The sequence below is a fragment of the Roseateles sp. genome (assembly GCF_036486225.1).
In the GTDB taxonomy this organism is placed as follows: domain Bacteria; phylum Pseudomonadota; class Gammaproteobacteria; order Burkholderiales; family Burkholderiaceae_C; genus Roseateles.
Map to the genome: position 1 here is coordinate 1 of NZ_DASVNZ010000303.1, position 21,054 is coordinate 21,054.

Here is a 21,054-nt window from a genome sequence, read left to right on the forward strand (position 1 = left end):
GGCGGAGACCGTGCCGTGCTGAGCCGACGTCACGTCCTGTCGCTGGCGCCGGCCGCCGCGCTGCTGACGATGGGCGGCCGCGCGTGGGCCGCGCCGCAGCGCGTCATCGCCGTCGGCGGCGCGCTGACCGAGCTGATCTACGAACTGGGCGCGCAGGGCGAGCTCGTCGGCGTGGACAGCACCTCGCTGTACCCGTCGGCCGCCACCAAGCTGCCCAACGTCGGCTACGCCCGCACGCTGGCCGCCGAAGGCCTGCTGTCGCTCGCGCCGACGATGGTCGTCGCGACCGAGGAAGCCGGCCCGCCCGCGGTGCTGCGCCAGCTCGAGGCCGCCAAGGTGCCGCTGCACGTGCTGCGTGCGGAGCACCGCTTCGAAGGCGTGCTCGAACGGACCAAGGCGCTGGGCGACCTGCTCGGCCGCCAGCAGCAGGCGACGGCCCTGTCGCAGAAGCTGCAGGCGGAATGGACCGCGAGCCGCGCCCAGGTGACGAAGCTCGCCGCCGGCCATCGTGCGCCGCGCGTGCTCTTCGTGCTGTCGAACGCGGCGAACCAGGCGCGCATCGCCGGCTCCGCCACGGCGGCCGACGCGATGATCGGCTACGCCGCCGCGACCAACGCGCTGGGCGATGCGCAGGGCTACAAGATGCTCTCGCCCGAAGCCGCGATCGCCGCGGCGCCGGACGTGATCCTCGCGACGACGCAGGGCCTCGAAGCCAGCGGCGGCATAGCCGGCCTGCTGAAGCTGCCGGGCCTGGCGCAGACGCCCGCCGGTCAGAACAAGCGCGTGGTCGTGATGGAAACGATGGAGCTGCTCGGCTTCGGACCGCGCACGCCGAAGGCGTTGACGACGCTCGCACAGGCCCTGCATGCGCCGGCGGTTGCGGGCAAGACGGCGTGAGCATCGAGCGGCGTCCAGCACGACGTTCGGCACGACGGACAACGCGATGAACTCGGTCGGATCCGCCCTGCCCTCGCCGCTCGCCGCGGTGCCGGCACGGCGCGCGTGGTCGCGCCCGATGCTGCTCACGGCGGCGCTGGTGCTGACCGTGATCGTGGCGGTGCAGTTCGGCGCGGTGCCGATTGCGGCGGCCGACTGGTTCAACGGACCTTGGAGCGACGCGCCCAAGACCGGCGGCGCGCACGTGTTGTGGCAGTTGCGGCTGCCTCGTCTCGGGCTGACGCTCGCGGTGGGCGCGGCGCTCGGTCTGGCGGGCGCGCTCAGCCAGGCGCTGTTCCGCAATCCGATGGCCGAGCCCAGCCTGCTCGGCGTCACCAGCGGTGCAGCCGCGGCGGTGGCGCTTACCCTCACCGTCTTCGCCGGCCTGCACGCCGCGCTGCCTGCGGATGCTCGCCTCTGGCTGCTGCCGCTGGTCGGTTTCGTCGGCGCGCTGGCGGTGTGTTTCTCGCTGGACCGACTCTCGCGCTGGCTCGCGCCGGGCTCAATCGCGGCGCTGCTGCTGTGCGGCCTCGCGCTGCAGGCGATGACCTTCGCGGTGGTCGGCCTGTGCAGCTTCATTGCCAACGACGAGCAGTTGCGGGCGATCAACTTCTGGACGCTGGGATCGCTGGCCGGCGCCAACTGGATCATGGCCGCGGTGATGGGCGGCGCGCTGCTGGTGCTGGGCGCATTGGCGCTGCGCGTCGCGCCTCGCCTGAATGCGCTCGCGCTCGGCGAAGCGGCCGCCGCGCATGTCGGCATCGACGTCGAACGGCTGCGCTGGTTGTGCATCACCATGGTGGCGCTGCTGTCGGCGCTGGCCGTGGCCTGGTGCGGCAACATCGGCTTCATCGGCCTGATGGCGCCCCATCTGGCGCGACAACTGGTCGGTGCAGACCAGCGCCACGTGCTGCCCAACGCGATGCTCGCAGGCGCTTTGCTGCTGGTCGTGGCGGACACCTTCGCGCGGACGCTGGCGGTGCCGGCGGAGATCCCTGTCGGCGTCTTCAGCGCACTGATCGGCGCGCCGTGGTTCCTGTTCCTGCTGCGCGGCGCGGTGCGCCGCATGGGGAACGCCTGATGGGCTCGCTGCTGACCTTGCAGGACGTGCGCGTGACGCTGGGAAGCGCGGCGATCGGGCCGGTGACGCTGCGCGTCGACCCGGGCGAACGCATCGCGATCCTCGGCCCGAGCGGCGCCGGCAAGTCGACGCTGCTGCGACTCATTGCGCGCGAGCTGCGCCCGGCGGCGGGTGCGCTGCATTTCGACGGTCAGCCGCTGGGCGCGTGGTCGCCGGCGGAGCTCGCGCAACGCCGCGCGGTACTGCCGCAGCAGCATGGCGTCGCCTTCGGACTACCGGTCGAGCTGGTCGTCGCTCTCGGCCGCGTCGCACGCCAAGGCGACGGTCGCCAGGACGCGATCGTGCGCGAGGCGCTGACGCAAACACAGGCCGATCACCTGCACGGCCGCCGCTTCGACACGCTGTCCGGCGGCGAGCAGGCGCGCGTCCAGCTCGCACGCGTGTTCGCCCAAGCCTGGGACGCGCGCGACGGGTTGCTGCTGGTCGACGAACCGGTGGCGGCGCTCGATCCGGGACTGAGCGTCTCGCTGATGGCGGCGATGTCGGACTTCGCCACGCAGCGCGGCCATGCGCTGGTGGCGGTGCTGCACGACCTCAACCTCGCGATGAATCATTTCGACCGGCTCTGGCTCATGAAGTCGGGCCGGCTGCTGGCCGACTGCGACGCGCTGCCGTCGACCTTGCCGCTGCTGGAGCAGCTCTACGACACGCGCTTGAGATTGCTGCGCGATGAACACGGTCTCGCGATCCTGCCGATGCTGGCCGGCGCGGTGGGAGTGCGGGCATGAGTCCTCGTTGGACAGGCTGGGCCGTGACCGGGGCGATCCACGCGGCGATGCTGCTGGCGCTGGCGAGCGCCTTCGCGCCCAAGCGACCGCCCGCGCCCGTGCCGCTGACGATCAGCGCGCGTGTGGCGCCGTCGAAGCCGACATCCGATTCGACGCCTCCCCCGTCCCTCCACGTCGAACTGCCCCGCTCCGCGCTGAGCGCGCCGCCGATACCGGACATGCCGCCGCCACCAGTGCAGATCGAGGTCGCACAGCCGATCGCCGTCGCGGCGACGCCGCTGCGATTCGATCCGCCAGCGGCTGCACCAGCAGATCAGGGCACCGCCGCGGCCCGCCCTGTCGCGGTGGTCACCGTCTCAACCACGGCGACGACCTCCCCGCCAGCTCCCGCGACCGTCCCCGCGCCGGCGACCACCGACGTCCCGGTCCAGATGCCTGCCGACCACCGCGCCTGCAGCGCCCGACAGATCGAGCGTCACTACCCCGGGATGCTGCGCGACCGCGGCGTGGAGGGTCGGGTCGTGCTGCGCGTCAAGGTCGACACCGACGGCCACGCGGCCGAGGTCGTCGTCTCCGGCGGCAGCGGCTGGCGTCTGCTGGACGAGGCGGCGCGCCGCGTCGCCGAATCCTGTCCCTTCATCCCGGCCCGGCGCGGCGACCAGCGACTGGTCAGCTGGGTCGAGTACCCGGTGCGCTTCGCGCTCCAGGCGTCCCCCTTGCAGTAAGGAGTCCACCCATGTGCGACAAGCCGACCCCCACTTCGCTTCTGAGCCTGCTGGCCCGTGCCGACGCGAATGCTTCCGGCTCGGCGGGCGATCCGCCCTTTCTGGCTTCTGCCGCGGGCGCGGTGACGGGCGGTGGCGTCTTCATGCAGGAGGGCGATACGGTGCCCGCCGCGGTGGCGGGCCTGCCGCTGGCGCAGGCCCTGGCGCGCGGCGACGCGATGCCGCCCTCGACCTCACGCGCCTCCTCGCGCTCCTCCACGTTCGCCTCCGACGACACGCCGGTGCCGCGCGGCTCACGCCGCCGCCGGCTGTGGGAACTCCCCGCGCAGGCGCTGTGCCCGGTGATCGGCGTGTGCCTGCCGATGCCGGTGCTGCGCCGCAAGCTGGGCAAGCTGCTCGGCGGCGAGGCGCTGGCCAACGACTACGAGATGCACTGCGGCGCGATCAACGAATGCGCGCGCCGCGGGCCGGTGTCGGAGATGCTGCAGAAGGAGCTGGACCAGCGCTTCGCGATGGCGCTGCGGCAGTCCGCGCAGCACAAGACGGCGGAGGCGCTGACACGCTGGTGGAATGCCGCCCAGCAGGGCAACGACGTCGGCGGCGCCTTGTGGGGCGCGCTGACGCATGCGCGTTGCGACGCGGCGCTCCAGGAGCAGGTCCTGCGCGACATCCACATGCTGCAGCACCAGGTCGGCGCGGCGAACCGCGCGGACCTGCAGCGGCTCGACGAGCTGCAGGACGAGCACGGGATCCTCACGCGCGAGCTGGCGCAGGCGCAGTCGCGCAGCACGCGGTTGCTGGCGGAACGGGCGCGCGAGCTGGAGCTCTCGCAGGCCGAATGCCTGCGACTGCGCGGCGAACTGCTGGCGCGCGACACGCTGGCGGCGGGGCTGCGCGATGAGCTGCAGCAACTGGAGGACAGCATCCCCGGCCTGCGCCATCGCCATGAACAGGCGAAGCACCTGCAGACGCAGCAGGACCGCATCCATCAACTGGAACGCGCGCTGCTGACCTCGCGCCAGCAGGCCGAGCGCGAGCAGCGCCGGGCGGACGAGTTGCAGCAGGCGCTGGCGCAGTCGGAGCGGCAACTGGCGCAGCAGCAGACGCGGACGGCGCAGCAGTCCGAGTCACAGCCGGGCTCGGAGTCCGCGCTGCCCTCGCTCGACGAGCGCTCGGTGCTGTGCGTCGGCGGCCGGCCGGCGGTGGTGCCGATCTACCGCCAGCTGATCGAACGCACCGGCGGGCGCTTCCTGCACCACGACGGCGGCGAGGAAGACGCCGTCTCCAAACTGGACGCGAGCCTGGCCGCGGCGGACCTCGTGATCTGCCAGACCGGCTGCATCAGCCACGACGCCTACTGGCGCGTGAAGGACCACTGCAAACGCCACAACAAGAAGTGCGTCTACATCGAGTCGCCGAGCGCGAGCGGCATGCGCAGGGCGCTGGGCTCGCTGAGCGACGCGGACAGCGAGGACGCCGAGGTGCCGCAGACCGATCGGGAGCGTTGAGCGACGCCGTCTGGCAAGGTCTGCCCCCCCGTTGGATACGAGGGCATTGAATGCAGGGGAGCGTCATCGAGGAACGCTTCAGGCGACCCGTTGCCGGACCTGGAAGACATTGCCCTCCGGATCGACGCCGTCGCAGATGCGGATGCCAGCGGCTTCCCATTCCTTCTCCCGGGACCACACGCGTCCGCCGAGTGAGACCGCACGCGCGCGGACTTCGTCGATGCTAGCCACCGGGAACATGAGCTTGATCGGTGTCTCCTCGCGCACCTCCGGCGGATCGGCGATGCGGATCGCGGCGGCGATGGACTCGGGAATGGCGTGGATCACCAGTTCGAAGGACGCCGTCTCCAGAACGACGTGATCGGACGCCTTGTGCGCGACCGGCATCGAGAGCACCTGCGCATAGAACCCGGCGAGTCGCTCAAGTTGCTTGGCGAAGAGGACGGCGCCAGACTTTGGCTCATTCATGAAAAGCTCCGAAGGCGACGTGACGGACCGGCGTACCGAAGGCCCTGAGGTGCAATGACGGTTCGGGGCGAGGCTTGCATTCCTACTGCCAGCCGACCCATGCATCCCGCATGGCGCGAAGGTGTCGCCAGTCGGTGCCGCAGCAGCCGCCCAGGACATTCAACCGTGGCAGGACGCCCTTGAGGCCCCGGTACCTTTGAGCCAGGTCTTTGGGATCTCCGATGTCCAGTTCGGTTGATTCATCGAGCTCCGCATGGCTCTTCATCGAGGCGTTGGGACGTAGACCGTGGATGCGCGCTGTCCACGGCGCGCCGGCTGGCAGGGCCTGCTCAAAATGCGTCGGATGTGCGCAATTGATGGCGAAGTAGGCCGGCGGAGCGGACGCATCCACGCGTTGGATGGCGTCACCCAGCGCCTCTCCGCTGGGCAGTCGGCCGTCGGTCTCGACGGTGAATGAGATGGCGACGGGCAGACCCACACGCTGCGCGGCCATGGAGATGCCCAGGGCCTCCGCCGAGGTGGTCATCGTGACGGCGGCGAGCATGTCGACCCCGCCTGCGGCCAGCGCCTCCGCCTGCGGCTGGTGATAGTCGGCCGCAAGGTCCGCGCTGTCGGGCGCCTGCGCGATGTAGCCGTCTCCCCGTGGACCGATGACACCGCTGACGACCATCGGCCCGCTGAGACGGGGCGCCCAGCGCGAACGCATTCCACACATCAATTGCGCCGCCAGGGTGTTGAGCGCCCGCAGGCGCGCGGCATCCATGCCCAACAGGGTGGCCCAATCCGAACTGGCGCGCCACGTGGGCGTTTCCAGCACGAAGCCGGCCCCGGGCGTCTCGCCACAGAGCTCGAGGTAGGGCACGTAGTAGCTCTTCAAGCGCTCGCGGCCAAGCTCGTCCTCCAGCAGCGTGAACGCAGCGAAGTGCGGCAAGTCAATCCTGTCGAGGAAAACGAGCGAGGTCTCGAGGCCGCCGTCACTCAAGAAGACGCCACCGGCGAGTTGGGGAAGTGCCCTGGCCATGCGCTGCCTCCTTCGACGAAGTTGCCCTTCACGGCGGCACAACGATACGCCGGCGGGAGACGCGGAGCAATTCAGCCGTAGACCGCGCGCCGCACGTCCTTGTGCAGCGCCTCGTCGAACGGGAACTTCTGGGCGAAGAACACCACCGCGAGCTGGTTCGCCGGGTCGACCCAGAACAGCGTGGAGGCCGCGCCGCCCCAGGAGAACTCGCCCACCCTGCTGGCCGGCTCGTCCGCCGTGGTCGGCGCGATGCGCACCGATCCGCCGAGGCCGAACCCGAGCCCCGGGCTCTTCAGGAAGTGCCGCGGCGAGATCGCCGGATCCAGGTGATCGACGAGCATGAGCTTCACCGTCGCCGGACGCAGCACGCGCACGCCGTCGAGCTGGCCTTCGCCGAGCAGCATGCGCGCGAAGCGCAGGTAGTCGTCGATGGGTCCGATCAGGCCCGCGCCGCCGCTGGCAAAGAGGAAGGGCACCTCGGGCTCGCGCTGCGCCGGACCGTCGGCGCCGAAGCGGTAGGTCGCGGCGCGTCGGTCCTTGACCGCGTCAGGCTGCGTCCAGGCCGTCTCCTTCATGCCCAGCGGCTGCAGGATGTGACGGCGGACGTGCGCGTCGAAGGGCTCGTCGCCCAGCACTTCCACCAGGCGCGCCACGATGTCCGTCGAGGTTCCGTACTGCCAGGCCGTGCCCGGCTCGTGCCGCAGCGGCAGCGCCGCCACCGCGCGGCTGAACGCGGCCAGGTCCGGCGCAGTCTCAAGCGGATTCGCCGCGCGGAACGCGCGATCGGCCGGGCCGTCTTCCATCGCGTACGTGAGGCCCGACGTATGCCGCAGCACGTCGCGCACGAGGATGGGCCGCTCCGCCGGCCGCTCGCCGCGACCGTCGTCCGCATGGACGCGCATGCTCTTGAACTCCGGCAGATAGAGCGCGATCGGATCGTCCAGCCGAAAGCGACCTGCGTCCCACAGCCGCATGAGCGCCACCGACGCCACCGGCTTGGTCATCGACCAGATGCGCGCCAGGGTGTCGCGGGCCATCGGCCGCCGTGCTTCGCGGTCCGCCAAACCGAAGGCGCCGAAATAGCGCTCCGTCCCGCCTTGCCAGACCAGCGCCGACACCCCCACCGCGCGGGCGTCGGCGACCACGCCACGGAGCATCCGTTCGATGCGCTTCGGCGAGATCGACACGGACGCGCCTCCCGCTCGGAGCGCGCTGCTGGATCCTCCCGTTGAGCCTGTTGAGCCTGCTGTTGCTGTTGCGGCTGTTGCAGCAGAAGCGGCTGTTGCGACGATGGCCGCGGTCGGCGCGGCCAGAGCGACACCGAGGAGGTGGCGACGGGAAGGTGCTTGCGTCATGAGCCGATGCTAGAGCCGTACCTGCATGTAATCGTTCCGTTGGTCGCCTGCCCTGGTCTAGACTTTCCCGACCACTGCTTCAAGGGATGGTCATGAAGGTACTGGTCGCTTCGTTCCTCGCCGTCGCTTGTTCAACGGCGGTCCACGCCGCGGACACGACCTCGCCCTCGCCCTCGCCCTCGCCCTCCCCCGCCTGCGCGGCCAAGCGGGCCAGCATCGAATCCCAGATCACCGAAGCCAAGGCCCACAACAACCGCCGGCAGCTCTCCGGGCTGCAATCGGCGCTCGCGGCCAACAAGCGCCGTTGCACGGACGCCTCGCTGGCCGCCGAGCGGCAACGCGACATCACGGCCGCGACGAAGAAGGTCAACCGCCGCGAGGCCGACCTCGCGGCCGCCCAGGCGAAGGGCGATCCGAAGAAGATCGCGAAGGAACAGAAGCAGCTCGACGCCGCGCGCGAGGCCTTGGCCGAGGCGCAGAAGCCGCTTCCCCAGTAGCGCGGCGATGCAGCGGCGCCCCGAAAGAGGTAGCCCGTCGACACCCCGGGGACCTTCTTTCCGGCCAATGGCGCCGCTTGTCGGAACGCCGGGCCGGCGCTCGCCCAGTCGCCCACCTGCTACCGCAACCATCATGCCGTTGATCACAATGGACGGTCCCGCACGCCAGCTGCCGTACTCACCATGACCCTTGCCATCGCCCGCCGCGCCCGCCGCCTGATCACCCTCCTGTGCCTCGCGGCCGCCTCGACGGCGCATGCCGACATCGTCGTCGGCCAGGTGGCCCCGTTCACCGGACCGCAGGCCGTCACCGGCAAGGCGATCCGCGCCGGCGCCAAGCTGTGGATCGACGAGGTCAACGCCCGCGGCGGCGTCAAGGGTCAGAAGATCAAGCTCGTCACCCGCGACGACGCGCAGAAGCCCGAGGAGACCGTCCGCCTGGTCAAGGAACTCATCGCCTCGGACGCGCCCACCGCCCTGATCGGCACCGTCGGCACCTCCAACCTCGAGGCGCTCAAGCAGGACGGCGTGCTCGAGAAGACCCGTGTGTCCATGGTCGGCGCCGTCTCCGGCGCCAACAGCGTGATCACCGCGCGCAACATGTACCCGGTCAAGGCCAGCTACCGCGAAGAGGTGGACCGTCTCTTCAAGCAGCTCGGCGAGATGGGCCGCACCAAGGTCGCGGTCGTCTACCAGGACGACGGCCTGGGCCGCGACGCGCTCGCCGGCGCACAGGCCTCGGCCAAGACCTACGGCCTCACGCTGGTCGCGCAGTCCGGCTACCCCCGCAACACGACCGAGGTCGGCAAGGCGGTGGCCGACATGATCAAGCAGTCGCCCGACGTGATCTTCCTCGCCGCGACCACCGCGGCCGCGATCGAGTTCACCGACAAGTACCAGTCCGCGGGCGGCCGCGCCGGCCTGTACGGCATGTCCATCATCGACGTGCAGGCGCTGCTGGCCAAGCTCGGCCCGGACCGCGCCCGCGGCTTCGCGTTCTCGCTGGTGCTGCCGACCGACGACCGCGCCGATCGCGAAGTCGTGCGCGACTACCAGCGCCTGCGCGGCAACGCCAAGGACACGGACCTGTCCTCGCGCTCGCTCGAAGGCTTCATCGCCGCACGCGCGCTCGTGAAGGCGCTGGAACGCACGGCCGCGCCCGGCCCGGTCGGCCTGACGGAGACGCTGGACCGCGGATTCGAGACCGACGTCGGCGGCCATCGCCTGACCTTCGGCAAGGGCCCGACCTCCCGTTATGTCGACTTCGCCGTGCTCGGCGCGGGCGGCAAGCTGGTCCGCTGAGCCGGGACGCGCGATGCACCCGGTCCTGATCCTGGTGGGATTCGCCATCGCGGCGTTCCTGCTGGTCCGTCAGATCCGCCAAGCGCAGCAGGAGGCCGATGATGGACAGTGGTCGGCGTGGCATCTGTTCCGTGCCCTCGTCCTCCCCTTCGTGAGCGGACTCTTCTTTCTTGTCCTGACGGTGCGCGCGCTAGTCCTGGGCGAGATCGCCTGCTCAGGCAAGGGCGGCTGCCAAGTCGACACCTTCCTGCGGACCGAACATCCCCAGGCCTATTGGTTCAATCTCGGCCTCTTCGCCTTCGCGTCGGTCTTCCTGCTGTGGGTGGCGCTGCGCAGCTACCAGCGCTGGCGCGCGTCGACGCCCTGACATCGCGGCGGCCGCAGCGCGGTCACCACCGCTTTACGACGATCAGGGATAGTGCTCCGCGTCGACGGGCGGAACGACCCATCCGTGTTTCCGGCTCTCGTAGACCGAGACGTTCGGCGCCGGGAAACCCGGCTCCGCGAACGCGCCCACGGGGATCGCGAGGAACTCCGGCATCGCGTCCATCTCGTAGTACACCGTGGCGCCGCAGGTCGGGCAGAAGTGGAACCTGGCGTTGGTGCCTTCGTCGCCGGTGATCGTGTAGGTCGTCGACACCCCCGACGGGGTCACGTCCTGACGACGGAACCGGGCCTGCTCGGCGAAAGGGCCGCCGGTCCTGCGCTGGCAATTCAGGCAGTGGCAGATGGAGATGCGCACGGGCTCGCCCACGACCTGGGCCGTGAGCTGGCCGCAACTGCAGGCGGCAAGGCGGTGGGTCATGGGGGACTCCTTCGTATCAGACCTCGGCCGGCATGAAGGTGCCGATCAGCGCCATCACGATGAACAGGCTGCCCAGCACGATACCGACCCAGTTCAGCGCTGTGAAGCGATCGTTGCGGGGCTGGCCCGGGGTGACCGCCTCGTTGACGGCGTTCATCGCGGCCTGCACCGGCATCAGGAAGACGGCGGCAATCATCGCGACCCACCAGAACGGATCCGGTGCCTTCCACATCAGCGAGAAGACGATCCAGGCGGCCGCCGTGCCGCCGGCATTGAGCGCGTCCTTCGCGCTGAAGCCCGCGGCCAGCTGGGAGTCGCGGACGCGGCCGCACAAGGCCCAGAAGAAGATCACGCCGAAGAACGCGCGCGGAGCCGGCATGATGGAACTCTTCTCGCGGTCACGCACCAGCTTCCACTGCTGGTACAGCCAGTAGACGCCGTAGAGCTGCATCGTCACGGTGCACATCACCAGCAGCTTGACCGGCGAGACCGAGAACCACACCGGCTGGCCGAGCGTCTGCCCGGGCAGTTGCCCGGGCGAAATGGCCTCGACGCGGGCCTGCGGCGGCGCGAAACGCGCGGCGATGTCGGACGTGGGATCGGTCGGCACGGACGAGGCCGACTGCTGTGGCTGGGACATGAGATTTCCTCCCTGAAGACAGATGGACGCGACGCCCGGCCGGGCGCGAGTCTGGGGCTCGCTGCCACGCCGGCGCGCAGGGCGGCATGATGCCCGTCCAGGGGAAGTGCTCAGGTCCCGATCTACCCTAGCGATGCTGGGTCTGGCCGTGTGACGGATTCAGCAGTCGCCCATCCACCGACAACGCCCCGCCTCCCCGCACGACGACATAGGCTGCCAGCACCGCCATCAGCACGGGGTACTCGATGCCCCGGTCGATCCACGGCCAGGTCGGGCCGAGCGCGACGCAGATGCCGACCATCTCCAGCGTGAACGCGAGCGCCACCCAGCGCGTGCAGAAACCGACCGCCAGCGCCGCCGCGCCAACGGTCTCCAGCAGCATGACGAGGAACGCCAGCTGCGGCGCGAAAGGCAGCCCCATCACCTGGTCGATGAGCCGGATGGAGCCGGCCATCGGATCCGCCATCGAGCCGTGCGAAGTTCCGAGCGCCTTGGGCAGACCGTGCGTGAACAGGATGGCGCCGAAGGCGAAGCGCAGCAGCGCGTACGCCGCCGGTGCGAGGCGGGCGGCCAGGCCGTGCGGCGGCGTCGCTCGTCGGGAGACCGGAAGGGAGGCTGTGGCCATCGGTGAACTTTCGAGTTGCTGGTCGACGGCATTCTTCGGGGCCGCGTCTTGCGGGTCGAGCAGCGCGCGCGAGCATCTGAATTCAACCCGCCCCAACAATGCCCGCCCCGAGTCGTCGCTGGCCGGTCACGTCCGCAACACGGCGATACCTCCAGGCCCTCGCCGACGCGCCGCACAACCGCTTGTTTCCAACGAAACGAAGTTCCGAGGGTATTCCCGGGAGACTTGGTGAAAGCGCTTTCACATAGTGGTGCGCCTCCCTTCCCACACCACTGACTCAGAGGAGATCCCATGACACGCTGGATTCGATCACTCGCCGCGGTCGCGCTCGCCCTGACGGGCGTCGCGGCGCAGGCACAGAACTGGCAACTCGTCTGGCAGGACGAGTTCACCAACGGCATCGGCCCGCAATGGCGCTTCGAGACCGGCACCGGCTCGGGCGGCTGGGGCAACAACGAGCTGCAGTACTACCGGCGCGAGAACGCGACCATCGAGAACGGGCAGCTCGTCATCACCGCCAAGCGCGAGGACTTCGGCGGCATGCGCTACACGTCGGCGCGCATGACCACGCAAGGCCTGGCCCAGTTCAAGTACGGCCGCATCGAGGCACGCATCAAGGCGCCGTCGAGTTCCGGCATGTGGCCGGCGTTCTGGATGCTGGGCAGCAACATCACCTCGGTCGGCTGGCCCGCCTCGGGCGAGATCGACATCATGGAACACGTGAATGCCGATTCGGACATCCACGGCACCATCCACTGGCAGGGTCCGGACGGCGGTCACGCGTCCTACGGCGGCCACACGGGCAACAACGTCGCGGACTATCACATCTACGCCGTCGAGTGGGATGAGAAGGCGATCCGCTGGTTCGTCGATGGCCGTCAGTTCCACGTCGCCGACATCACCAACAGCGTCAACAGCACCGAGGAATTCCATCGCGACTTCTTCCTGCTGCTGAACCTGGCGGTGGGTGGCAACTGGCCGCAATGGAACATCGACGAGAGCAAGCTGCCCGCGAAGATGTACGTCGACTACGTGCGCGTCTACAAGAAGGATGCCGGCACGGCGTTCTCGACGACGCTGCAGGCGGCCAACTTCGCGCTGCAATCGGGCATGCAGCTGGAGGCGTCCACCGAAGGCGGACAGAACCTCGGCTGGATTGACACCGGCGACTGGGCGGTGTGGAACCTCAACCTGCCGCAGGGCGGCACCTACACGGTCGAGTACCGCGTCGCCAGCCAGAACGGCGGCGGCAGCCTGCAGCTGGAGATGGCCGGCGGCGCGCCGGTGTACGGCTCGCTCGGCGTGCCCTCGACGGGTGGCTGGCAGAACTGGACGACCATCTCGCACCGCGTGACGCTGCCGGCCGGCCAGCAGCAGATCGCGGTGAAGGCCAACGGTCCGGGATGGAACCTGCGGTCGGTGAAGATCACGAAGTCGTGATGCCGTGATCTCGTGATCCCCTCTTGGGGCGAATGACGAGAGGCTCCGGGGTCTGGTCCAATCGACCGGCTCCGGAGCCTTTTCCATTGCTGTCCGCATTCATGTTTCGTTGGTCGTCACTGTCGCCTCATTGGCGTTTGCGGATCCGGTCGCTTGTCTGGGGCCTGCCGCTGCTTCTCGCCATTTACGGCGCGAGCACCGGATTCGGTCCGTCCAGCGAGATGGTGGGAAAGGCGGCCTATGTCGCCGCGCCGCTTGGCCTGCTGCTCGTCCTCACGATGCCCCGCAAGGCGGATCGTCCGCCCCTGCGATTCGGGCAGGCCGTGTTTCTGGTGCTTGTGGGGCCGCCCATGGCCTATGGGCTGGCGCTCTTCACGGTCGCGTTCGGCGCTGGCCACCTCATCAACGAGGTCACCGGTCGGCCAGAGACGCAACCCTTCGTGGTGGTCGACAAGACCGACAAGCGCTGGAAGTTGTTGCCAGGCTGCGAGCTGAAGGTGCGCCTCGAACATCGAGACAGCGGCGAGCACGTCACGCCCTGCACCTCCGAGGAATTCTGGAATCGCGTGGAGGTGAAGCAGGACCTCCTGCTGCTGGTGCATGCATCCTGGGCGGGGACTCGCGCGCTGAGCAGCGCCTCGCCCGCCGAGGCCGCCTCGTCCGCGGCTCGCTAAGATCGCCGCTCCTCAACGGTCCGGTCGCTTCCCGATGTCCATCGTCCGCCGCGTCTCGCCGCCGCGCGAGAGTCAGCTCGCGCCGACCTACGCCGGCGCGAACCTGGCCGACGCCTTCGCCATCGCGCTCTCGGACGATGCGCCCGACGACGCGATGGTGTTGGCTCGCGCCACGCTCGCCGATCCGCCCTGGTGGTTCCGCGCGTTGCTGGCGATCCGCGACGCGGCGGTGAAGCCGCTCGGGCTGAAGACCTCCGCGGCGATGCGCCACCACCTCGATGACATCGGCGTCGAGCACGTCGACATCTTCCGCGTGCTCTCAGCCACGCGTGACGAGGCGATCTTCGGCGAGCAGGACCAGCACCTCGACTTCAAGCTGTCGATCCTGGTCCGCCGAATCGAGGGATCAACGCGGCGCGAAGCGATCGCGACCACCGTCGTGAATTGCCACAACTGGCTTGGGCGCTTCTACCTCGCGCTCATCCTGCCGGGACACGTGCTGGTCGTGCGATCGCATCTGAAGGCGGCGGCACGGCGTTTCGGTGCGACCACGCGGAACGCCGCACAGCCACCCGGCGGCTGATGGGGTGAGAATCGCCTGTCTCTGGACCAGCGAAAGCGGGGACACGATGGACTGGCGATTGAAGGTAGGCCGACAGGCCATCCTCACGCGGCTGCCGTTCGGTCGGCTGCTGCGGGTCACGAAGCGCAGGCTCGTGGGCTACCGGCCCAATCCGGCCAACCTCAGCGACACGCTCAAGAACTGGTCGCAGATGCGGGCGGCGCTGTCGCACACGGGCGGCTCGATCGAGGGTGCCACGGTGCTGGAGATCGGCACGGGCTGGTTCCCGACCATTCCCATCCTGCAATGCCTGCAGGGTGCGAAGCACGTCTACATGTCCGACCTCCACGCGCATCTGGACGATGTCAGCTTCGCCGCGACGCTGGACTTCCTGCGGCGGGTAGATCCCGCGGAGCCGCGACTGCGCGGGATCCGGTCGCGCAAGGATCTGCCGCTCACCTACCTCGCGCCGTTCGACGTGAACACGCTGGCGGACGGATCGATCGATCTCGTGACCTCGAGGACCGTGCTGGAGCACATCCCGCCGGACGAGCTGGTGCGGCTGCTCAAGTCGCTGCGCCCCAAGCTCTCCGCGCGCGGTCGCATGGTGCATCTGGTGGACCACTCCGACCACCTGGAGCACGCGGACAAGTCCATCAGCAAGATCAACTTCCTGACCTGGCCGGAGCACAGGCACGCGTGGGTCAACCGGCTGACGCGCGAAGGTGAGAACCGGCTGCGCCATCATGAATATCCGCCGCTGTTTGCGCTGGCGGGTTACCGTCTGCTCCTCGAGCAGGACAAGATCCATGAACCGACGCGGCAGCTGGCAAAGTCGCTGCCGCTGCAGTGGCGCTTCGCGGCGATGACGCCGGAACAGCTGGCGACGATGTCGTCGTTGTATGTGCTGGCGCCTTGAGGGTCAGCGCAACTCGTACAGCACATCGGGACAGCGTTCCTCGTTGCCTGCGCCGTCCGAATGGGCGAGAGCCTCGAAGCCGTGCCGCTCGTAGAAGGCGCGGGCGCCTTCATTGGCCTGGAAGGTGTACAGCCGGATGGGGCGTGGCAGGGTCGCCAGGGCATGTGCCAGCAAGCGCGCACCGATTCCTTGCCCGGTCCATCCCGGCAGCAGGTAGAGCTGCTCGATCCACGCGGCGTCATCCTGGCGAGCGGTCGCGAGCACGCCGACGATCTGCGCCCCTTCGCAAGCCACCGTCACGTGGCCCGAGGGCAGCAGCACATCGCGCACCCAGGTCCGGATCTCAGGCACCGTGTGGGCCATCGGCGCGTACGGGAGGAACGCATCGCGAGAGGCGATCAGGACGGTCGCCACATCGGGCGCGTCCTCGTTGATCGCCGGTCGAAGTTCGACGGTCATGGCGTCATGCCTCCACCATTCAGGCGGCCGGCGCCGCCTTCTCCTGACCGCGCCGGCCTGCGGTGAGCCACAGGATCACCGCGAACACTGCGCCGCCGACGCTGGCCAGGCCGAAGAACAGCATCATCGACTCGTAGCCGGCGGGGTTCTGCGCGCTCGCGCCGGCGCGGTCGTTGAGCCAGCCGGCGACGAGGTTGGCGCCCGCGATGCCGGCGTTCTGCGCGACCCACATCAGGCCGATGGCCGTGCCGAAGCGCGACGGCGATACCAGCTTGCTGGCCAGCGGCCACATCACCGCGGGCACCAGCGAGAAGCTCACGCCGATCAGCGCGGTGGCGATCCACAGGCTGGCCGAGGTCAAGGCCATCGTCGCGAGCGCGATGGGCAGCAGCAGCGCGCCGAAGGCCAGGAACGGCGCGTAACGGCCGACGCGGTCGCACAGCCAGCCGAAGGCCGGCGTCGCGAAGACGGCGGCCAGGAACACGTAGCTGTTCATCGCGCCCGCCGCGGCCAGGTCCAGGCCGTGCGCGTGCTGGAAGTACTTGATCGAGAAAGTGCTGCGGAACGCGAGGATCACCGAGTACCAGAGCACGCACAGCGCCAGCAGGAACCAGTAGGCCTTGCCGAAGTGCAGCAGGTCGCGCCAGACGAAGGGCTGCGCCTGCTGTTCGACCTCGCCCTTGGCGGAGGCGGCGACGCGGCGGTCCATCGCCCAGTAGGCCAGCGCCCCGGCGAAGGATGCGGCGGCCATCGCGGCGGCGATCATCAGCGGCGGCTGCCAGCCCTGCGCATACGAAGCGGGGAACCAGGTCGGCGACATGTCCGAGGAGAACGAGCCCAGGCGGCCGATCGACAGCGCCAGGCCCATCGAGAACGCGACGTTGCCGCCGACGAAGTACTGGGCCAGGGCGGCCAGCGTGGCGATGCCGAAGGTTTCGGCGCCGATGCCGAACAGCAGGCGTCCCGCGGCCATGCCGGCGAAGTTGGGGCTGAGCGCGGTCAGCAGCGCGCCGAGGAAGCAGATCCCTGCCGTCCAGAGCGTCATGCGCGCAGCGCCGAAGCGGTCGACGAGCACGCCGCCGACGAGGATCAGCACGACGTTGGGCAGGCTGTAGATCGCGTTGAGCAGGCCGATCTGCTGGTCGCTGAAGCCGCGCTGGCGCTGCAGCGCGTCGGCGACGGGGCCGATGGAATCATAGACGTAGTAGTTGCCGTACAGCGACGCGGCGATCAGGGCGCACACCAGCCACGCGACGGCGCGGCTCGGGGACTTGTCGTTCATGAGGAAGGCCTGGGGAATCCTGGGCGGTCGCGGGGACCGAAGCCGCGGATTCTCGCCTCACGCTGGTAACCGCCCGTAAAGCTGCCGTCACGACGCGACATTCCGCGACGCAGCCACCCATCAGTGGGGGCCGGGTTCGCCCGCATTTGGGATAAGGTCCGGGCCGTTCCAGCAGCCGTTGCGTTCAGGAGATCCCCATGGCATTCGCGCGTTCCTTCGCCTCCACCGGCCCTTCCCTGCCCCGCGTGGGCGGCGTGATCGCCGCTTGCGTCGCCGTGGCGATGCTCGCCGGTTGCGGCAAGCAAGGCGCGACGCTGGGCGACGGCAGTTCCGAGATCACCGGCTCCGCCGGTCCCGCCGGCGCCAACAAGGCCAACCGCGAACTGATGAAGTGCGACGCGCCGGTCGCGACGCTGTCGCTGATGGAGAACCCCAACGGCTACACGATCAGCGCGCCCAACGGACTGCCGAATTCGCCGCTGCCGCTGGTGCGGCTGCTCGCTCAGCAGAGCGGCTGCTTCCGCGTCGTCGATCGGAACTCGGGCCTGAAGGCGACGATCCGGGAGCAGGAGTTGAAGGACTCCGGCATCCTGCGCAAGGAAGGCAGCACGGTGCAGAAGGGCAAGGGCTATGAAGCGCAGTACACGCTGATCCCGAGCCTGACCTTCAGCGAGCAGGACGCCGGCCGCCAGGTCGGCGGCATCCTCGGGATGATTCCCGTGCTCAACAAGTTCGTCGGCGCGGCCGAGCACATCAAGCTCAAGGAAGCGCAGGTGGCGCTGCTGCTGACCGACAACGAGACGACTGAACAGGTCGCCGCCGCCACCGGTTCGGTGCGCGTCACCGATCTGGGCATGGGCGGGCTCGTGCTGGGCAAGCTCGGCGGCGCCGCGGGCGCGGGCTGGGCCAACAGCAACGAAGGCAAGGTCATCGCCGCGGCGTTCCTCGACGCGCACAACCAGCTCGTCGTCCAGGCCCGCATGCTGCAGGCCAAGGATCTGCCGGATCCGGTGCCGATGAAGAAGGCCGGGGACGCGAAGAAGGCTGCAGCGGGCGCGTGAGTCGGTCGCAGCGGGGGCAAGAAGGCTTCAGTACTGCCACCGCCGCTGGCCCTCACCCCTGCCCTCTCCCGCAAGCGGGAGAGGGAGTAAGACGGGCGCCCGTGCTCGCAAGCGCGAGAGATCCTTCAGGCCAACTCGGTGCATTCTCGCTCCCTCTCCCGCTTGCGGGAGAGGGTGGGGGTGAGGGCCAACCCCTGTTGGCACATCACACTACGCCTCAAGTCGAAGCTGCCCGAACGCAGTCGGCACATGGAAGTTGGGCTTCTCGCTGCCCGTCGGATTCCACGCGCTGAACTGCCGCGCTTCCTTGTTCCCTTCGATGCGGAACAGGTTGATCCGCCAGCCGTCGAGCGACTGCGCCGCGCGCGGCATCGGCACGACAAGCTCCGCGGTCCAAACCCGGTGGTACTCATCCACCGTCGTGCGCGCCTGGCTCTCGCCGATGAAGCGCTTGCGGCCGTGCCCGCGCACCTCGAGGTCCATCGTCAAGCCGTTCGGCGAGACCTCGACCTCGCGATAGCGGTCCGTGCCCGCGTCCTGCGGTGCCTGCAGGAAGACCTCCACCACGTCGCGCTCCCACAGCGGCCAGATGTCCGTCGCGGAGACCTCGCGCTCATACGTCGTCAGCGCGTTGTAGCGGCTGCTGAAGCGCAGGTGCAGCGCACCGTCCGCATGCAGCAGCTGCACGCGTGTCGACTGCGTGCCGGTCAGCGGGCGACCGCGCCAGTCGTGCGCGAAGAACAGCGCCGGCGCTTCTTCCCACGCCGAGGCCAACGCGAAGCCGTCCCGCCCGATCAGCCGTGACGGCAGCCGCGCGGCGCGCGCCAGCGGGCGCTCGATCGCCGAGCTCAGCACCGCCTCGATCAGCAGGTTCTCCTTGAAGCTCACCTTCAGCGTCGGCTTCGCTGCGTCGACCGATCCAAGATCCACGCCGTTCACGTAGTCGCGGATCTTCCACACGCCCGGGCCGAGCCCACGCAAGGTCACCGTACCGTCGAAGCTGGGCGCGTAGAACGCGTAGTGCATCACCCCGTTCTTCTCGACGACGTGTGTCTCCGGCTTGTCGAACGCTATGTCGTAGAGCTCGCCGCGATAGGCGCCGTCGGACAGCCCCTTCGCGTTGTGCGCGGTAATCCACTTGCGCCAGTGCGTCTCGCGCTCCGGCGTCAGCAGGAACGAGTCCTTCGGCTTCGGATCCTCCGGCCACGTGAACTTCGTCGACACCACGCCGCCGACGCCCACCGCGGACGCGAAGTCCATGCCGCCGGTCGACAGCTCGACGTGGTCGCCGGCATACGCCGACCAGCGCCCCATCTGCGCCTTCAGCGCCTTGCCCTTGTGCCGCACCTGCCAGCTCGACAGCGGGTCCGAGGCCGGCGCCTGGTCGATCCACGGCATGTTGTGGAAGGCGTAGCTCGTGCCGCACGGGCAGACCTCGACCACGGCTTCCGGATTCACCGCATGGCAGGCCTCGAACATCACGCGGTAGAAGTCCGCCATGTGCTCGTACGAGTCCTCGGGCTTCTTGTGCTGGTGCTTCGGGTTGAAGCACGGCGCGACGCCGTTCAAGTGCTGACCGTCGACCTTGACGCCGTCGAAACCCCACTCCTGGATGATCTTGCGGAACATCGCCGCGGTGCGCTCCTGCGTGCCCTTCGCGCCCGGGCACAGGTAGAGGCAGTTCCACCACGTGATCATCTGCGGCGCGCCGTTCTGGTCGAGCAGCAGCAGATCCGCGTGCTCATGCAGCTCGTCGCTGCCCGGCGCCACCGCCAGCGGCGCGATCCACAGCCGCGCCTTCATGCCACGCGCATGGATGTCGGCGACCAGCGCCTTCATGTCCTCCTCGCCGCGCGGGAACTTCTTGAGATCGATGTCGAACCAGTCGCCCGTCTGGCGCTGCCAGCCGTCGTCGAGCACCGCCCACTTCAGCCCGAGCTCCTGCGCCTTCGGCAGCGTGGCGCGCACGCGCGCCAGCGAGAAGTCGCGCTCGTAGCCCCAGGCGCACCAGACCGCGTCGTGCGCGCTGCGCGGCGGCTCCGGCGCGGCCAGGCCCTGCGCGTTCATCAGCCGCCGGTAGCGGTCCAGCGGCACGAAGCAGTCGCCCTCGTGCACCGCGACGAAGGCCAGCGGCAGCGTCAGCGTCTCGCCCGGTGCAAGCGTGCGCGGCTCGTCGCCGCGCAGCGCGATGTCGACCTGCTCGCCGACGGCCTTCACGGGCAGCGAGACCAGGCGCGGCAGCTTGTCCAGGTGGCCGACCGCGACGCCCAGGTCGCGCCGCCACACGTCCACGAGCGGCGTGCCGCCGCCGTAGTCCGACGAATCCATGCCGAGGAAGTTGCGCTGCTCGAAGCCGCGCTTGACCGGCTGCATCCAGTCGCGCCGGTCCGTGTGCGTCGAGCCCGAGTACGTCCACCACCCGCCCGCATGCCGCGGCGCCGCCAGCAGGCGGTGCGACGCGACGGTCCAGCCCTGGACCATCAGCGGCTTGTCGGAGCGGTTGATGAAGGCGACCTCGATCAGCGCGACGCCGGGATGCTCGTCGAGCAGCGTCACCGTCATCGTCTTCTCGACCGCGGCGCCTTCGGCCTTGCCGGTGAGGGTCAGGCGTTGTCCCGCGCCGAACGGCGTGGCGCCGCTGCTCGGGACCGCGCTCGTCAACGCGAAGCGTTCGAGCGTGCGGGGCGTGGTCGGCGGCGGCGCGCCGGCCGCTTCCGCGCCGAGCAACGCGGCATCGGCCGCCACGGGTTTCAGTTCCGCGATGACGAGCTGCTCGCCCGCGTCGAAGCCGGTCAGCGCCAGTGGACGCGCGCCGCCGAGCCGGACGATCCGGCTGCGCATGCGCTCGTCGAATTGCAACGAGAGCCGCTCGTCCTGTAGCCGCACGTGGCCGCGTCCGAGGTCGG

Annotated in this window: 22 protein-coding genes; 13 read left to right on the forward strand and 9 right to left on the reverse strand. The window is 69.4% G+C overall.

What is annotated here, in order from left to right:
• Positions 1-15: 15 nt before the first annotated feature.
• The 5 genes from VF536_RS19880 to VF536_RS19900 are packed head-to-tail and all read left to right on the forward strand — an operon-like array spanning position 16 to position 5,038.
• Positions 16-897, forward strand: a complete 882-nt coding sequence (locus VF536_RS19880) for a heme/hemin ABC transporter substrate-binding protein (RefSeq protein ID WP_414710416.1) — start codon at positions 16-18, stop codon at positions 895-897.
• A 46-nt stretch (positions 898-943) separates the two neighbouring features.
• Positions 944-2,017: an iron ABC transporter permease gene (locus VF536_RS19885; RefSeq protein ID WP_331616606.1), complete on the forward strand. Its 1,074-nt coding sequence runs from the start codon at positions 944-946 to the stop codon at positions 2,015-2,017.
• Complete coding sequence (locus VF536_RS19890) at positions 2,017-2,805, forward strand: ATP-binding cassette domain-containing protein (protein ID WP_331616607.1); 789 nt, start codon at positions 2,017-2,019, stop codon at positions 2,803-2,805. Before VF536_RS19885 ends, VF536_RS19890 begins: the two co-directional genes overlap by 1 nt.
• Positions 2,802-3,530, forward strand: coding sequence for an energy transducer TonB (locus tag VF536_RS19895; protein ID WP_331616608.1), 729 nt, complete (start codon positions 2,802-2,804; stop codon positions 3,528-3,530). The genes VF536_RS19890 and VF536_RS19895 overlap by 4 nt, the downstream gene beginning before the upstream one ends.
• Before the next feature lie 11 nt (positions 3,531-3,541).
• On the forward strand, positions 3,542-5,038 hold the full coding sequence (locus VF536_RS19900; protein WP_331616609.1) for a DUF2325 domain-containing protein: 1,497 nt from the start codon (positions 3,542-3,544) through the stop codon (positions 5,036-5,038).
• 78 nt (positions 5,039-5,116) lie between these two features.
• On the opposite strand, the gene VF536_RS19905 is transcribed toward VF536_RS19900, so the two are convergent.
• The 3 genes from VF536_RS19905 to VF536_RS19915 all read right to left on the reverse strand — a co-directional run bounded on the left by VF536_RS19905 (position 5,117) and on the right by VF536_RS19915 (position 7,714).
• On the reverse strand, positions 5,117-5,506 hold the full coding sequence (locus tag VF536_RS19905) for a VOC family protein (RefSeq protein WP_331616610.1): 390 nt from the start codon (positions 5,504-5,506) through the stop codon (positions 5,117-5,119).
• Between the two features lie 82 nt (positions 5,507-5,588).
• Positions 5,589-6,527 carry a homocysteine S-methyltransferase family protein gene (locus VF536_RS19910; RefSeq protein WP_331616611.1) on the reverse strand — a complete coding sequence of 313 codons (939 nt, stop codon included), beginning with the start codon at positions 6,525-6,527 and terminating at the stop codon, positions 5,589-5,591.
• Between the two features lie 71 nt (positions 6,528-6,598).
• Positions 6,599-7,714 carry a serine hydrolase domain-containing protein gene (locus tag VF536_RS19915; protein ID WP_331616612.1) on the reverse strand — a complete coding sequence of 372 codons (1,116 nt, stop codon included), beginning with the start codon at positions 7,712-7,714 and terminating at the stop codon, positions 6,599-6,601.
• 260 nt (positions 7,715-7,974) lie between these two features.
• Between VF536_RS19915 and VF536_RS19920 the strand changes: the two genes are divergently transcribed.
• The 3 genes from VF536_RS19920 to VF536_RS19930 all read left to right on the forward strand — a co-directional run bounded on the left by VF536_RS19920 (position 7,975) and on the right by VF536_RS19930 (position 10,048).
• Positions 7,975-8,379 (forward strand): DUF1090 domain-containing protein, encoded by a 405-nt coding sequence (locus VF536_RS19920; RefSeq protein WP_331616613.1) that lies wholly within the window; start codon positions 7,975-7,977, stop codon positions 8,377-8,379.
• Positions 8,380-8,562: 183 nt separating this feature from the next.
• Positions 8,563-9,681, forward strand: coding sequence for an ABC transporter substrate-binding protein (locus tag VF536_RS19925; RefSeq protein WP_331616614.1), 1,119 nt, complete (start codon positions 8,563-8,565; stop codon positions 9,679-9,681).
• Between the two features lie 13 nt (positions 9,682-9,694).
• Positions 9,695-10,048 (forward strand): hypothetical protein, encoded by a 354-nt coding sequence (locus VF536_RS19930; protein ID WP_331616615.1) that lies wholly within the window; start codon positions 9,695-9,697, stop codon positions 10,046-10,048.
• 42 nt (positions 10,049-10,090) lie between these two features.
• Here VF536_RS19930 and VF536_RS19935 read toward each other — a convergent pair whose 3' ends face one another.
• The 3 genes from VF536_RS19935 to VF536_RS19945 form a co-directional block, all read right to left on the reverse strand.
• Positions 10,091-10,486 carry a GFA family protein gene (locus VF536_RS19935; protein ID WP_331616616.1) on the reverse strand — a complete coding sequence of 132 codons (396 nt, stop codon included), beginning with the start codon at positions 10,484-10,486 and terminating at the stop codon, positions 10,091-10,093.
• Positions 10,487-10,502: 16 nt separating this feature from the next.
• Complete coding sequence (locus VF536_RS19940; RefSeq protein ID WP_331616617.1) at positions 10,503-11,126, reverse strand: hypothetical protein; 624 nt, start codon at positions 11,124-11,126, stop codon at positions 10,503-10,505.
• Positions 11,127-11,253: 127 nt separating this feature from the next.
• Positions 11,254-11,751 (reverse strand): DoxX family protein, encoded by a 498-nt coding sequence (locus tag VF536_RS19945; RefSeq protein WP_331616618.1) that lies wholly within the window; start codon positions 11,749-11,751, stop codon positions 11,254-11,256.
• Between the two features lie 291 nt (positions 11,752-12,042).
• Here VF536_RS19945 and VF536_RS19950 point away from each other — a divergent pair, with 291 nt between their 5' ends.
• From VF536_RS19950 to VF536_RS19965, 4 genes are all read left to right on the forward strand, one after another.
• Positions 12,043-13,191, forward strand: coding sequence for a carbohydrate-binding protein (locus tag VF536_RS19950; protein WP_331616619.1), 1,149 nt, complete (start codon positions 12,043-12,045; stop codon positions 13,189-13,191).
• An 86-nt stretch (positions 13,192-13,277) separates the two neighbouring features.
• Positions 13,278-13,865: a hypothetical protein gene (locus tag VF536_RS19955; RefSeq protein ID WP_331616620.1), complete on the forward strand. Its 588-nt coding sequence runs from the start codon at positions 13,278-13,280 to the stop codon at positions 13,863-13,865.
• Between the two features lie 34 nt (positions 13,866-13,899).
• Positions 13,900-14,448 carry a DUF2867 domain-containing protein gene (locus tag VF536_RS19960; RefSeq protein ID WP_331616621.1) on the forward strand — a complete coding sequence of 183 codons (549 nt, stop codon included), beginning with the start codon at positions 13,900-13,902 and terminating at the stop codon, positions 14,446-14,448.
• A 58-nt stretch (positions 14,449-14,506) separates the two neighbouring features.
• On the forward strand, positions 14,507-15,346 hold the full coding sequence (locus VF536_RS19965; protein ID WP_331616622.1) for a class I SAM-dependent methyltransferase: 840 nt from the start codon (positions 14,507-14,509) through the stop codon (positions 15,344-15,346).
• Positions 15,347-15,349: 3 nt separating this feature from the next.
• On the opposite strand, the gene VF536_RS19970 is transcribed toward VF536_RS19965, so the two are convergent.
• Together VF536_RS19970 and VF536_RS19975 are read right to left on the reverse strand one after the other, a co-directional pair.
• Positions 15,350-15,805, reverse strand: coding sequence for a GNAT family N-acetyltransferase (locus tag VF536_RS19970; protein ID WP_331616623.1), 456 nt, complete (start codon positions 15,803-15,805; stop codon positions 15,350-15,352).
• A 19-nt stretch (positions 15,806-15,824) separates the two neighbouring features.
• Positions 15,825-17,087: an MFS transporter gene (locus VF536_RS19975; protein WP_331616624.1), complete on the reverse strand. Its 1,263-nt coding sequence runs from the start codon at positions 17,085-17,087 to the stop codon at positions 15,825-15,827.
• A 281-nt stretch (positions 17,088-17,368) separates the two neighbouring features.
• On the opposite strand from VF536_RS19975, the gene VF536_RS19980 reads away from it, so the two are divergent.
• Positions 17,369-18,148 carry a CsgG/HfaB family protein gene (locus VF536_RS19980; protein WP_231993321.1) on the forward strand — a complete coding sequence of 260 codons (780 nt, stop codon included), beginning with the start codon at positions 17,369-17,371 and terminating at the stop codon, positions 18,146-18,148.
• 210 nt (positions 18,149-18,358) lie between these two features.
• Here the strand turns inward: VF536_RS19980 and VF536_RS19985 are convergent.
• Positions 18,359-21,054 (reverse strand): alpha-galactosidase (locus tag VF536_RS19985; protein ID WP_331616625.1); only part of this gene is annotated, 2,696 nt, incomplete at its 5' end.